The organism is Ruegeria sp. O6 (genome assembly GCF_056535045.1).
On record NZ_JBQERM010000004.1, the window covers coordinates 254,743 to 268,557 of the forward strand.

Sequence of the window (13,815 nt, forward strand, 5' to 3'; positions counted from 1 at the left end):
TCACTGGGTTGCCGCGTCAACAACCGGACGCCACTTGCCTTCGTTTTCGGCCATCCATGCGGCGACAACTTCTTCGACCTTTCCACCGTCAACGTCGATCGCGCCCATCATCGGCTGCTGGTCTTCAACCGCCAGCTGATAATTGGTCAGGATTTCAAAGGCTGCTGGCCATTTCTCTTCCATACCGCTCCAGCCAGCTTTGAAGATGCGCGAGGGCGAGAAGTCGCAGTCATTGACAGCGTTCGGGTTCGGGCCCCAGGCCGGATCACTAAAGCACGCCTCTTCACCGGCGGGCAGTTCAACGAATTGAACGTCATAGGCCGACATCGCCCAATGCGGCTGCCAGAAAGTGATCAGCAGCGGCGATTTGCGTTCGGTCGAGGCGCGCAATTCCGCGATCAGCGCCCCTTCGGACCCTGCTGGTACGGCTTTGAACGGCAATTCCAAACCGGTCATGCGATCCGCGCCCGGAGTACCCCAATCGGCCGGGTAGTCGACCAGACGACCACCGGGCAGAGTTTCCGCCGTCGCAAAGACCTGCGCGCAATCTTTCAGCGCTTCCCATGCGGGCAGGCCCGGGCACAGATCGGCCACATGCGCCGGGTATGCGATGCCTTCCTTGGCATCCAGACCCAGATCACCGATTTCGACCACAGTACCTTCACCGATTTTCTTGGCGTATTCATCGGAAACGTTGGAAGACCAGATTTCCAGTGTCGCGTCGATGTCGCCATCGGCCAGCGCCTGGAACTGGTTCATCATACCCGCGGTCACATATTCGACGTTGTACCCGGCTGCCTTGAGCATCTCACCCGCCACATGCGTGGTCACGTGCTGGCCGGTCCATTCGTTGATCGCCAGTTTGATCGGTTCATCCACGGCACCCATATCCGCCGCCTGCGCTGCGCCTGCAACGCTCAGAGCCATTAGGCTTACACTTAGTTTTTTCATGGACTTAACTCCCTGTCATATTTGTTTTGCCCATCCCGGCAAGGTTTTCCCCGCCGGTCTTTCTGTCTGATGACAATGCCATGCCGCAGCATGCACAAATTTGGCTGGAAAAGAACAGTGATCCGTTTCCAAATTGTGGAAAAGATCTTGCTGCCAGTTTGTTTCCCCCTCCCGGCTCTCTTTATGCATCCAACCCGGCTTGCCCTTGTTCCATTTCGCTAAGACGGGACGTTGACTGACGAGTCAATCAGAAAACATTTTGCCACCTTTTGTCGAGAACTTCTTTCAAAAATCCGCATTTTTCTGCGAATCCTATTATTCGGGGGACTGCATCAAATCTGGGAGAGGTCAGATTTTTCGTTGCCAAACAAGAACAAAAGATAAACATTCAATGTCGGGCAACATCAAGGTTAGACAGATGCGAACGTTTGACGAAATCTTTGAAATCGCAGCCGCGCGCCACGGCGGTCCAGAAGCACTGGACGCAAAACTGAGCAAACCGAAAACCCCCGCGGAACTGGCAGCGATGCCTGAGGACCGCTGGCTGTCGGTCATCACGAAATGCATCTTTCAGGCCGGTTTCAACTGGAAAGTCATCGAAAACAAATGGGACGGGTTCGAAACAGCCTTTGACAGGTTCGACGTGGGGCGATGCGCGTTCATGGATGATGAGAAGTTTGACACCCTGTTGCAGGATACGCGCATCGTCAGGAATGGAACCAAGATCGCGGCTGTACGGGATAACGCTGCGTTCCTGCTTGAGCTGCGCGAGGAAGGCGGCGTGGGTAAAGTGCTGGGCGGCTGGCCATCTGATGACTACGTCAATCTTCTGGCCATGTTGGCCAAACGCGGGGCCCGACTGGGCGGCGCTTCGGCACAGTACGCGATGCGGTTTGCCGGGCGGGACAGCTTCATTCTGTCCCAGGATGTCACCGCCCGCCTGATTGCCGAAGGTGTGATCGACAAGCCTGCCACCTCGAAGAAAGCGATGGAGGCGGTTCAGAACGCCTTTAATACATGGATGGGTCAGTCCGGGCGATCACTTACGGAAATCAGCCGGGTTCTGGCCATGAGTCTGTGAAAACGGTTTGCGGAATACCCGGAGCGGAATAAGATTCAACTTATGGTTCTGCGTGTATTCTTTGCTTCTCTTTTGTTGCTGGCCGCCTGCGGTCGTGAGTTGACCGAGCAGGAGCGCGATTTTGCGGAGACCATTCAGGGGGGAACCCTGAATCTGGATCACATCCGTCTGGTCGAAGGTGCCCCGGTTACCAACGTGACGTATTTCCGCGAAGAACGCCCGCGACTGGCCTGCCGCGAGCGCATTCTGCCCCCGGTGGACCCCGGGCCGGTGACGGGCAAACCCGCCGCAGTCGCCCTGTTCAACAAAGTCTACTTTGCCCGCGACTGGTATCTGGAGGACTATATGTCCGACTTTCCGGATCAGATGAACCTGCTGGCCGCGATGCTTTTGGCCCATGAGTTGACGCATGTCTGGCAATGGCAGAATCGCCGGACCACGGGTTACCACCCCCTGCGCGCTGCGGCGGAACATGGGGGCCGAAGGGATCCGTATCTGTTCGACCTCGAAACTTCTCCGGATTTTCTGACCTACGGGTTCGAACAGCAGGGCGCGATCGTCGAGGAATACGTGTGCTGTCGCGCGCTGGCCCCTCAGGCCAAGCGCACCAAAAGACTACACGACATGCTGGGTGCCCATTTTGATCTGTCGCCCCTGCCGGAACAGGGGCGCGAGCGCCCGGTCCTGATCCCGTGGAGCGAAGCCAGGATCGAAGGGATTTGCAGTTAGTTCCGGGCGCGCTGCAGGGTTTCCAGATACGCCACCAGATCAACGATCGGCTGGCTGGTCAGGATCGGCTGACCTTCCGGTGTTTTCATGGATGTGTCCTGCCCGTCAAAATAAGGGCCATAGACCGGCATCGGGCTGCCATGGCTGACCAGCGGATCCCTGCCGTCGATGCGGGCGACAACGCGGGCGGTCGGGAACACCCCGCTTTCGCCGGACAATGCGGTCAGATCGGACGGCTGAACAACCAGCACGCTGGCCATCGGCCCCTGCCCGGTTGCGTCAATCCCGTGACAGGTCGCGCAGTAATGCAAATAGAGTTCCTCTCCGGTCACGGCATCCTGCGCCCAAGCAGCCTGTGCGGCAGCAGCCGAAACCCCGAGAACCAGCATACCGATCGTTGCCTTGAACATCGTATCCTCCTGTCACAATTGACATTTGCAGGGTTGCCCGACAGGCATATGGGCGCAATGATCCAGATCAACGAAACAGGTGCAGAGGGTTCGGGCAATGACACAATACGCAGCCATCATGCTGGCCGCCGGATTTGGAATTCCGATACTGGCCGCTCTTAACGCGGCCCTTGGCAAGGTCATCGGATCACCGACAACGGCAGCTGTGGTGCTGTTTGCAATTGCCCTGGCCGCCTCGGTGCTGACCATGCTGTTGTTTCCCGGTTTTGCAGCCTTGTCCAAGGTTGCGCAGGCCCCGAAACACCTGTTGTTCGCTGGCATCCTGATTGCATTCTATGTGTTGTCGATCACCCATGTCGCCCCGCATTTCGGTGTGGGAAACGCCGTGTTCTTTGTCCTGTTGGGGCAATTGATCAGTGCCGCGGCAATCGATCACTTCGGCCTGTTCGGCGCACAGGTGGCGCCACTCACCCTGATGCGGGCGAGTGGTATCGCGGTCATGGCCATCGGTGTTGCAATCACTCAACTGGCCTGAGCACGCCGCCCTCAAGCCGGACCATTCGGTCCATGCGCGCCGCCAGTTCGAGGTTGTGGGTCGCGATCAACGCCGACAATCCCTCGTCCCGCACCAGTGTCATCAGCGCATCGAACACCTGATCCGAAGTTTCAGGGTCCAGATTGCCTGTCGGTTCGTCAGCCAGCAAAACACGCGGCGCGTTGGCAAGCGCCCGGCAAAAAGCCACGCGTTGTTGTTCACCGCCCGACAGCGCCGCAGGGCGGTGGCTGGCGCGCGGGGCGACGCCCACACGGTCCAGCAAGTCCAATGCCCGTGCCTGAGCAGCTTTTTCGGACGCGCCATTGGCCAGTTGCGGCAATGTGATGTTTTCCAGCGCCGTAAACTCGGGCAGCAGGTGATGGAACTGATATACGAACCCGATATCCTGCCGACGCAACGCCGTTCTGGTTCGGTCGCCCTTGCCGTTCACATTCTGCCCCCCGATTTCCACGGTTCCGTTGTCAGGCCTATCCAGCAGACCGGCGATGTGCAGAAGCGTCGATTTACCCGCCCCTGACGGCGCAACCATGGCCACAGCCTCACCCGCGCGCAGTTCGAGGTCGACCCCGCGCAGAACCTGCACCTCGCCCGGTGTGCCTTTGAGGTAGGTCTTGGTCAGACCGTTCAGTCGCAAGGTGACATCATTCATAGCGCAGCGCCTCGACCGGGTTCAGCCGCGCCGCGCGGCGGGCGGGGAAATAGGTGACGATGAAAGACAGGCCAAGCGACAGGCCCGTCGCCTTGAGCACATCGCTCAGATGCAGTTCGGCCGGCAGGGCGTAGATGCCACGGATCGACGGATCCCACACGCCACCGCCCATCACGTAGTTTACGAATGAGAAAATCGGATCAATGTAGATTGCAAAGAGGCATCCCAGGATAACCCCCATTGCAGTGCCGATCAGGCCGGTGAACGCACCGCAGATGAAAAAGACACGCAGAACCGATCCTTCGCTCAGGCCAATCGTGCGCAGGATACCGATATCGCGCCCTTTGTTCTTGACCAGCATGATCAGGCCCGAAACGATGTTCATCGCAGCAATCAGAACGAGGATCGACAGGATGATGAACATCACATTATCCTCAACCTCGAGCGCGCGCAGAAAGCCGCCGGATGCGTCCTGCCATGTCCAGATCTGGCTGCGCTCGCCCGACGCCTCAAGAATGGGAATCAGGATCGGGCCAAGATCTTCGGGCTTGTCCACCATCACTTCTATCTCATCCGCCACACCTTCACGGTTGAAAAAGCCCTGCGCCTGCGAAAACGGCATGTAGACGCGGGTGCGGTCGATGTCATAGCGACCGGCCGAAAACACATAGACAACGCGATAGGCATTCACGCGCGGCGACGTGCCAAAGGCGGTTTTGACCCCGTTGGGCGAGGTCAGTTTGACCACATCCCCGACAGTGACCCCGATGCTGCGGGCCACACCCGATCCAATGGCGATGACATCCTCACCCGTCTGGAAGTCCGACAGGTCCCCCGCCGCCTGTTCCGCCTGCGCGATACCCGGCAAGTCGAGCAGATCGTCGGGTCGGATGCCAAACACCTCGACCCCGCTGCTGCTGTCGCGGTTGGTGATCAGCACCTGCCCCTTCACCAGCGGTGCGGCACGCTCAACTCCGGGCACCTGCGCTATGCGGTCGGTGCGTTCCTTGTAGTCGGCAATTGTTCGATCCACCCGGCCCTGCGCGTCAAATTCACCCGAGGAATAGACCGTCACATGCGCATTGGCACCCAGAATGGTGCCGACGAATTCAGAGCGAAAACCTGAACGGACAGCCAGCGTTGCAATCAGCGCAAACACGGCAAGCGTGATCCCGATCAAAGAGATCCATGTCATCACGCTGACACCGCCTTCGGCCCTGCGCGCGCGCAGATATCGCCAGGCGATTTTCCATTCAAAAGGGGCAAAGGGCGGGGGTGTCTTGGCCATGCCTGCTCCGGGTTTTCTTGTTTGCGGCGACCCTTTCGGCATTTCGCCCAATGGTCAAGCCGGTTGTCACTCTGAACTGGCTCCTCAGCCTGAATGAGCCGAATCGTTGCTGGACATGACCAAAATACACGTGCAAAACAGGTGTCTTCTAATTCGGGCGCTACACCATGAGTTGTGAAGCGCATCACAGACAGAAGGTGATTGTTTCAGGTATGACGTTAATCATCGCACATCGTGAGCCACTGAATCGTAAAGGCAACAATAAGTGCGAAATTTTATTACTCTTTTTGATTATTTTCAGAAACTTTGCCACCCTAACCATGGGGGAACACATTTAAAGAGCGGGGGTCGCTCAATGAATTTACGAATTTCAACCAATGGCGCGGGTGCAATTTCGACCCGTCAGGCTTCAACAGAATTGGATTGTGAGACCGCAGCCTTGCTGCGCGCGGCCATCCGGCCGATCTTTGTCACCGCAGCAAGCTGGGGCAATCTGGCAGACATCCTGAAAGACAAAGGATATCGTCTGGTGTTCCGGCAGGGCCGTTTGTGTATCACGGATCGGGCAACCGATGCGCGGATTTGCGGATTGCGCTTTCTGGATATCGAGTTTCGCGAACTGATCAGCCGCCTTGGCCGCCCGATTGTTGTGGCCACAGGTGACGGAGCCAACGGAGACGTCCTGGCCGAGCGCCCGACGTCGGATCAAAACTGAGAACCGACCGACTGACGCGGTCGGCCTTCAGGTAGCCTGGGAAGGGCCGCCAGGTCTGAGCCTTCGGCACCCCTTCCGGATCACGGGGCGTGTTTCAACGCCCGCTTCATGCAGCAACTGATGGTCGCTCAGGCGATCTGCTGGTAAATCTCAGCAACTTTGGTAACGGCCGCCTCGGGGCTCAGTTCCTCGCTTTCGCCGGTACGGCGGCAGGTCAGTTCAACCACACCATTCTTCAGACCACGCGGGCCAACCGTGATGCGCCAGGGCAGACCGATCAGGTCCATCGTGGCGAATTTGCCGCCTGCGCGTTCGTTGCGGTCGTCATAGAGCGGCTCCAGACCCAAAGCTGTCAGCGCCGTGTAGATCTTGTCACAGGCTGAATCTGCTTCTTCATCGCCCTGCTTGAGGTTGACGATACCGCAATGGAATGGGGTCACGCCCTCGGGCCAGATGATGCCCTTGTCGTCATGGCTGGCCTCGATGATTGCTCCTACAAGGCGGCTGACACCGATACCATGGCTGCCCATGTGAACCGGAACCGGTTTGCCATCCGGGCCTTGGACAGTCGCGCCCAAGGGATCGGAGTATTTGGTGCCAAAGTAAAAGATTTGACCCACCTCGATGCCACGCGCCACGCGGCGACGTTCTTCGGGGATCTGATTGAACAGCGCCTCGTCATGGGTTTCATCAGTGCGGGCGTATTTCGAAGTGAACTCTTCCAGAATGGCCTGACACTGTTCGCGGTTGTCATAATCGATGTCACGGTCGCCAAAGGTCAGGTCAGTGACAGCACTGTCATAGAAAACTTCGGATTCGCCGGTATCGGCCAGAACCAGGAACTCATGCGTGTCATCGCCACCGATGGGGCCGGAATCGGCGCGCATCGGAATCGCCTGAAGTCCCATCCGTTCATAAGTGCGCAGATAGCTGACCAGATGGCGGTTATAGGCGTGCAGCGCATCTTCCTTGGTCAGGTCGAAATTGTATCCGTCCTTCATGTAGAATTCACGGCCCCGCATCACGCCGAAACGCGGGCGGATTTCATCGCGAAACTTCCACTGGATCTGGTAGAGCGTCAGCGGCAGATCCTTGTAGCTGCTGACGTGGCCGCGGAAGATATCTGTAACCAATTCCTCGGCCGTCGGCGTGAACAGCATGTCCCGGTCATGCCGGTCCTTCATCCGCAGCATCTCCTGACCGTAATCGTCATAGCGCCCGGATTCACGCCACAGATCCGCCGACTGGATGATGGGCATCTGGATCGCGATGTGACCGGCCCGCGCCTGTTCCTCGTGGACGATGTTTTCCAGCTTGCGCAGCACTTTGAAGCCCAGCGGCAACCAGGAATAAATCCCGGCAGAGGCCTGCTTGATCATCCCTGCACGCAGCATCAGCCGGTGGCTGACGATCTGAGCCTCGGACGGGGTTTCCTTGAGAACGGGCAGAAAGTAACGGCTCAGGCGCATGGACGGACCTTCAAAGGTAAGAATTCGACTGGACAGGTGATTATGCCAAAGCCCCGCCGGGGGCAATCGCGCATTGGTGTTTTTCCGACCTTGCGGCAGTCGGTTTTTTGATTGACCCGCCAATCGGGAATCCCAATGGTAGCGGAAACGCAAATTCCATGAGGCGCCAATGCAGACCATTCAGGAACCCGCACGCCAAATCCCCGTCATTCATCAAACCGATGTTCTGGTCGTCGGTTCCGGCCCCGCCGGGTTGGCCGCAGCGCTTGCAGCGGCACGTGCGGGGGCCGAGGTATCTTTGATTGATCGGTTCGGCTGCATGGGTGGCAACATCACGGCGGTCGGCGTCGAAGGATTTGCCTGGTACCGGCACGAGCAAACCGTCGAGGCAGGCGGCATCGGGATGGAGTTCGAAACCCGCGCCAAGGAGATGGGGGCCGCCGTTCCGGAAAGCCAGTCGCTAAGTTATGAGTTGGACAGCGAAGGCTTCAAACTGGTCGCCGACAAGCTGGTCGAAGAGGCGGGCGTGCACCCGATGCTGCACCGACAATTCGTCGCGCCGATCCTGGATGGAGACCGGATCACCGGCGTCATCACAGAATCCAAGGCCGGGCGCGAGGCGATTTTGGCCAAGGTCGTCATTGATGCCACCGGCGACGCGGATGTAGCCCATCGTTCGGGCGCGCCGACCCACAAAACTCCGCGCGAGGACATGATGGCGGCCTCGGTCATGTTTCACCTGGCGGGCGTTGACAAGCGGGCCTTTATGGAAGGTGTGAAAGCTGACCCGCAGACCTACAAGGACTGGGGCGGCGGCGGAGAGTGGAACATTGAGACCTCGGGGAAAGAGGACGACATGTTCTCACCCTTCGTGCACAAACCGTTCCAGCAAGCGATTGATGAGGGGCTGATCCCGCCGCACCTGAATACCATCGCCGGAACCTGGGGCGCGATGCATGACACGGGCGAGCTGACCTACATGAACCTCATCCATCTGGCCGAGATCGATGGCACCGACCCGGACAGCCTGACGCGCGGCGAGATTGAAGGTCGCCGCCAGACCATGCTGGCCATCGAGGCGCTGCGCCGGTTCATGCCCGGTTGCGAAAACGCACGTTTGCGGAATTTCGGTATGACCATCGGCATCCGCGACACCCGCAAGATCGACGCGGTCTACAACATGACCGAAAACGATGCCCGCCATCAGGGCCGGTTCGAGGATACGATCGGCATCTATCCCGAGTTCATCGACGGCTATGGCATCCTGATCCTGCCAACTACGGGGCGGTACATGCAAATCCCTTATCGCTCGATGCTGCCCAAGGGCATCAAAGGCCTGCTGGTTGCAGGACGGTCGCATGGCGCGGACCGGGTGGCACATGCCGCAACCCGAAACATGGCTTGTTGCGCGGTCTTAGGTCAGGGCGCGGGCATCGCCGCTGCGGTCTCACTGAAAAGCAATCAGGAGCTGGACCAGCTGAATCTGGCACCGGTTCGCGCTGAATTGCAACGCCAGGGGGTGAGGATTCACTGATGGACAGTATCCCAACGATTGATATCGCGCCTTTGACTGCCCCGGGAACCGCAGCCTATGACGCGACGGTCCGTTACATCCTTGCGGCCTGTCAGGGGATCGGCTTTTTGTCGATCACCGGGACAGGCGTATCCCGGCAGACCGTGGATCAGGTACGCCAGATCACCCGACAGATTTTTGCCGTCGATGACGCGCAAAAATGGGATCAGGCCATCACCCGCGCCAACTATCGCGGCTATATACCCATGGGGTTTTTCACACCCAATGATGGCTCGGGTAAAGCCGACAAATACGAGGGGTACAAACTGCATCACGAGGTCGCAGCAGACGACCCGGTGCGTGAGGATTGCGCGTTATACGGGCCAAACCTCTGGCCCGACGGTGTACCCGGTGCGAAAGAGGTCATTCTGGGTTACTGGCGGCAACTGGATCGCGTCACCGATCTGTTGCTGGGCGCGTTAGAGGCGGGACTGGATCTGAAAGCCGACGCGCTGCGCAGTGCATTCCGGGTCCCGATGACCAACATGACCCTGCTGCATTACCCGCCACAGGCCGAGGATGAGGCAGGCTATGGTATCCATCCGCACAAGGATACCGACGCCTTGACCATCATTGCCCCCGATCCGGTGGGCGGGCTTGAGGTGCAGACCCGCAGCGGTGGCTGGATCTCGCCCGATTGCCCGCCCAGTGGTTTCGTGGTGAATATCGGTGACATGCTGGAGCTGTGGTCGGGCGGGCGGTTGAAATCCACGCCCCATCGGGTTGTGAACCGGTCGGGGCGGGAACGGTACTCTTTTCCCTATTTCGCGGTGCCCCGTCACGACGTCGTCGTCGCGCCTTTGCTGCCGCCCCTGCCCGGCTTTGACCGTCCGGCGGTTCATTGCGGTCACTGGTCGGCCGAGATTTGGCGCACCAACTGGCCCGACGAAACCGCCACCGAAGACACCCCGGAATTGGGGACGTTGCGCGGCTGACCCCTGTAAACGCAAGCGCCATGAACCGCTTGCATCATGGGCTTTGATGCGCCAAGAACACCTGCAAGGGCCTGAACAAGGGGATCGCCATGGCTTTGCCGGTTAAGGATCAGCTGAGATACTGGAGCATCGCCGCTGCGGTTTTCGCGTTGATCCTGTGGGCCCTTGGCGATGTCTTGTTGCCTTTTGTCATCGGTGGGGCCATTGCCTATTTTCTGGATCCGGTCGCTGACCGGCTGGAGCGGCTGGGCCTGTCGCGTATGGCCGCTACGGCGGTCATCACGGTCGTCGGTGTTCTGGGGTTTGTACTGGCAATTCTGATGGTGGTCCCTGCGCTGATCACCCAGTTGTTGGATCTTGTCGATGTACTGCCTGATCTGTTCAAACAGTTGCGCAGTTTCATAGAAAAACAGTTCCCGTCCTTGCTTGACCGGGAATCGAGCACGCACGCGATGCTGGTGTCCTTTGGCGAAACGCTGAAATCCAAGACCGGGGACGTTATGCAGACGGTGCTGTCCTCGCTGGGTTCCGCGATCAACATCGTTGTTCTGTTGGTCATTGTGCCGGTTGTGGCCGTCTACTTGCTGTTGGACTGGGATCGCATGACCGCCCGCATCGGAGAGCTGCTGCCACGTGACCACGCCCCCATCATCAGGCGGCTGGCGGGTGAGATCGACGCGGTTCTGGCCTCGTTCGTGCGCGGCATGGGAACGGTCTGCTTGATCCTTGGCACCTATTACGCGGTTGCACTAATGCTTGCTGGTCTGCAATTCGGTCTGATTGTGGGCTTTATCGCGGGCTTGGTCACGTTCATACCCTATCTGGGCGCCCTTATCGGAGGCTCGCTGGCCATTGGGCTTGCGCTGTTTCAGTTCTGGGGCGACTGGGCTCATATCGGGCTTATCGCGGGTATCTTTGCCATTGGGCAGGTCACCGAGGGCAATTTCCTGACACCCAAGCTGGTCGGCAGCTCTGTCGGGCTGCACCCGGTTTGGCTCCTGCTGGCCCTGTCGGTCTTTGGCGCGCTGTTCGGCTTCGTCGGCATGCTAATCGCTGTCCCGGTCGCCGCAGCATTGGGCGTGCTGGCCCGCTTTGCCACATCGCTATACCTCGACAGCAGATTGTACACTGGTCTTGAAGGTCTGGATCAGGAAACCGAGTAAATGGCCCGACAACTCAGCTTTGATCTGCCCGCCAAAACTGCGCTCGGGCGAGAGGATTTCTTTGTGTCACCGGCAAATGCGCTGGCGGTGGCAATGATCTCGGCCACGTCCTGGCCTGGCAACAAACTGGTGCTGAGCGGACCTGCCGGTGCGGGCAAAACCCATCTGGCCCATGTCTGGGCCGCTGAAACCGGCGGGCGTATCCTTCAGGCCAGCGACCTGCGATATGACGATGTGCCAGACCTGGCGCGTATGCCGATTGCGGTCGAAGACGTGCCTTTGATTGCCGGTGATCTCGAGCAGCAAAAAACGCTGTTCCACCTGCATAATCTAGTACTGGCCGAAGGGCACCCCCTGCTGATGACCGGCCGTCTTGCGCCCAAATTCTGGGCGTTGCCGCTGGCCGATCTGCAAAGCCGGGTCGAAGGCGCGCATCACGTCGCTCTGGACCCGCCCGACGACGCATTGCTGGGCGCGGTTCTTGCCAAGTTGTTTGTTGACAGGCAGCTCAACCCCGGCCCCGATGTCATCGCCTATCTTGTCAAGCATATGGACCGGCGGTTTGAAAGCGCAGCCGACGTAGTATCCCAACTGGACCAATTGGCCCTGGCGGAAAAACGCGACATCACACGCGCTCTGGCCATTCGCGTACTGAACACGGCCCCGGATGAGGTCGAGACCAATGATTGACCCGCTGACGTCAATTTCGCATCCTCAAAAAGAACAATCTGGAAGGCACATGGATCAGACCGTCGAAACCGATATCCCGGACTGGGGAACAATCGGAAAGCCTCTGTTTGACAAACCGGACGCACGGGCGCTGTCGCGCGTCGGGGTTGTCGATGTCGGGTCGAACTCGGTCCGGATGGTTATTTTCGACGGGGCGGCCCGATCACCGGCTTATTTCTACAATGAAAAGGTCATGTGCGAACTGGGGGCGGGCCTGTCCGAAACCGGACGGCTGAACCCGCGTGGCCGCGAACGCGCCCTGGCGGCATTGCGGCGCTTCCAGCACCTGGCAATGGATCTGGACTTGCCCGGTTTGCATGTTGTGGCCACCGCCGCTGTGCGAGAAGCCTCGGATGGGCCCGAGTTCTGCGATCAGGTGCAGGCTGAAACCGGTTTGCAGGTGGCCATCATTGACGGTGACGAAGAAGCCCGCCTGTCGGCACAGGGTGTCCTGTTGGGATGGCCCGGAGCTTATGGGCTGATCTGCGATATCGGCGGGTCGTCGATGGAATTGGCCGAAATCGGCGGTGGTCAGGTCGGCCGCCGAGTGACCTCGCCACTTGGGCCGCTGAAACTGCGCGACATCAAAGGCGGGCGGCGCGCGCGAAAAGCGCATATCAAGGAAACGATGGAGGATCTGCGCAATCAGATGGGCCAGCAGCGAGACCGTTTGTTTCTGGTCGGCGGCAGCTGGCGCGCCTTTGCGCGGCTGGACATGCTGCGGCGGGGCTATCCGCTGAACGTTCTGCATGAATACCGCATGACCACCAAACAGGTGCGCGAGACGATCAAATACATCGAAAAACACGATGGTGAAAAGCTGCGTGCTCAGGCGGGCGTGTCGAGCTCGCGCATGGCGCTTATCCCGTATGCGATGGACGTTCTGGCGCGGCTGATCCGCACGTTCAAACCCAAAGATATCGCCATCTCAAGCTATGGGATTCGCGAGGGGTTGCTATATGAGCAGATGCCGCAGGAAGTGCGCGATCGCGACCCGCTGATCGAAGCCAGCCGGTTCTCGGAAGCCAAGGACGCGCGCCTGCCCGGATTTGGCAGCAATCTCTATGATTTTGTCATCCCGCTGTTCAGATCGGCACCGCCCAGCAGAGTGCGCCTGATCAAGGCGGCCTGCCTGCTGCACGATGTAAGCTGGCGCGCGCATCCCGACTATCGGGCCGAGGTGTGTTTCGACAACGTCACGCGCGCCAATCTGGGTGGTTTGAAGCATTCCGAGCGTGTCTTCATCGGATTGGCACTGCAACACCGCTATCGCAACAAACGGGAAGGCAATCGGTTCTCTCGGCTTTACGAATTGCTGGATGAAAAAAGCCAGAAACAGGCCGAGATTTTGGGCAAGGCCATGCGGTTTGGCGCGATGCTGTGGATGCACAACGATGCCAATATGGGGCAGCTCAAGTTTTTCCCCAAAAAGCGAGAGCTGGAACTGTATCTGCCCGAGGCCGCAGCCCCCCTGTTCAGCGAAGTGGCAGAAGCCCGGTTAAGCGCCTTGGCAGCAGCGCTGAAATCTCAGACTCGCGTGATTGTCAAAGGCTGACTCTTGAGCGGG

14 protein-coding genes are annotated in these 13,815 nt (G+C 59.0%); 9 read left to right on the forward strand and 5 right to left on the reverse strand.

From position 1 onward, the window contains the following. The gene (locus tag ACR0DY_RS08040; protein WP_209504562.1) at positions 1-951 is read right to left on the reverse strand and encodes an ABC transporter substrate-binding protein; all 951 of its coding nucleotides are present in this window, start codon (positions 949-951) and stop codon (positions 1-3) included. 418 nt (positions 952-1,369) lie between these two features. On the opposite strand from ACR0DY_RS08040, the gene ACR0DY_RS08045 reads away from it, so the two are divergent. Continuing rightward, on the forward strand, positions 1,370-2,032 hold the full coding sequence (locus ACR0DY_RS08045) for a DNA-3-methyladenine glycosylase I (RefSeq protein ID WP_480506232.1): 663 nt from the start codon (positions 1,370-1,372) through the stop codon (positions 2,030-2,032). Between the two features lie 42 nt (positions 2,033-2,074). Beyond that, the gene (locus ACR0DY_RS08050; RefSeq protein WP_480486341.1) at positions 2,075-2,761 is read left to right on the forward strand and encodes a hypothetical protein; all 687 of its coding nucleotides are present in this window, start codon (positions 2,075-2,077) and stop codon (positions 2,759-2,761) included. On the opposite strand, the gene ACR0DY_RS08055 is transcribed toward ACR0DY_RS08050, so the two are convergent. Continuing rightward, positions 2,758-3,171 carry a c-type cytochrome gene (locus tag ACR0DY_RS08055; protein ID WP_480486343.1) on the reverse strand — a complete coding sequence of 138 codons (414 nt, stop codon included), beginning with the start codon at positions 3,169-3,171 and terminating at the stop codon, positions 2,758-2,760. The two genes, ACR0DY_RS08050 and ACR0DY_RS08055, sit on opposite strands and share 4 nt — an antisense overlap. Before the next feature lie 97 nt (positions 3,172-3,268). On the opposite strand from ACR0DY_RS08055, the gene ACR0DY_RS08060 reads away from it, so the two are divergent. Further along, complete coding sequence (locus ACR0DY_RS08060) at positions 3,269-3,706, forward strand: DMT family transporter (protein ID WP_480486344.1); 438 nt, start codon at positions 3,269-3,271, stop codon at positions 3,704-3,706. Here the strand turns inward: ACR0DY_RS08060 and ACR0DY_RS08065 are convergent. Together ACR0DY_RS08065 and ACR0DY_RS08070 are read right to left on the reverse strand one after the other, a co-directional pair. Beyond that, the gene (locus tag ACR0DY_RS08065; protein ID WP_480486346.1) at positions 3,690-4,376 is read right to left on the reverse strand and encodes an ABC transporter ATP-binding protein; all 687 of its coding nucleotides are present in this window, start codon (positions 4,374-4,376) and stop codon (positions 3,690-3,692) included. The genes ACR0DY_RS08060 and ACR0DY_RS08065 overlap by 17 nt on opposite strands. Next, positions 4,369-5,664 carry a lipoprotein-releasing ABC transporter permease subunit gene (locus ACR0DY_RS08070; RefSeq protein ID WP_480545762.1) on the reverse strand — a complete coding sequence of 432 codons (1,296 nt, stop codon included), beginning with the start codon at positions 5,662-5,664 and terminating at the stop codon, positions 4,369-4,371. The genes ACR0DY_RS08065 and ACR0DY_RS08070 overlap by 8 nt, the downstream gene beginning before the upstream one ends. 355 nt (positions 5,665-6,019) lie before the next feature. On the opposite strand from ACR0DY_RS08070, the gene ACR0DY_RS08075 reads away from it, so the two are divergent. Then, on the forward strand, positions 6,020-6,379 hold the full coding sequence (locus ACR0DY_RS08075; RefSeq protein WP_267366022.1) for a hypothetical protein: 360 nt from the start codon (positions 6,020-6,022) through the stop codon (positions 6,377-6,379). 128 nt (positions 6,380-6,507) lie between these two features. Here ACR0DY_RS08075 and proS read toward each other — a convergent pair whose 3' ends face one another. Then, complete coding sequence (gene proS / locus ACR0DY_RS08080) at positions 6,508-7,848, reverse strand: proline--tRNA ligase (RefSeq protein ID WP_480545763.1); 1,341 nt, start codon at positions 7,846-7,848, stop codon at positions 6,508-6,510. A gap of 169 nt (positions 7,849-8,017) precedes the next feature. Between proS and ACR0DY_RS08085 the strand changes: the two genes are divergently transcribed. The 5 genes from ACR0DY_RS08085 to ACR0DY_RS08105 all read left to right on the forward strand — a co-directional run bounded on the left by ACR0DY_RS08085 (position 8,018) and on the right by ACR0DY_RS08105 (position 13,803). Continuing rightward, a complete protein-coding gene (locus ACR0DY_RS08085) occupies positions 8,018-9,382 on the forward strand; it encodes an FAD-dependent oxidoreductase (protein ID WP_480545764.1) in 1,365 nt (454 codons plus the stop codon). After that, complete coding sequence (locus ACR0DY_RS08090; protein ID WP_480481938.1) at positions 9,382-10,356, forward strand: isopenicillin N synthase family dioxygenase; 975 nt, start codon at positions 9,382-9,384, stop codon at positions 10,354-10,356. The genes ACR0DY_RS08085 and ACR0DY_RS08090 overlap by 1 nt, the downstream gene beginning before the upstream one ends. An 89-nt stretch (positions 10,357-10,445) precedes the next feature. Further along, the gene (locus ACR0DY_RS08095) at positions 10,446-11,519 is read left to right on the forward strand and encodes an AI-2E family transporter (RefSeq protein ID WP_480481940.1); all 1,074 of its coding nucleotides are present in this window, start codon (positions 10,446-10,448) and stop codon (positions 11,517-11,519) included. Beyond that, positions 11,520-12,209 (forward strand): HdaA/DnaA family protein, encoded by a 690-nt coding sequence (locus tag ACR0DY_RS08100; RefSeq protein WP_480481942.1) that lies wholly within the window; start codon positions 11,520-11,522, stop codon positions 12,207-12,209. Positions 12,210-12,258: 49 nt separating this feature from the next. After that, the gene (locus ACR0DY_RS08105; RefSeq protein ID WP_480481944.1) at positions 12,259-13,803 is read left to right on the forward strand and encodes a Ppx/GppA family phosphatase; all 1,545 of its coding nucleotides are present in this window, start codon (positions 12,259-12,261) and stop codon (positions 13,801-13,803) included. Positions 13,804-13,815: the final 12 nt, after the last annotated feature.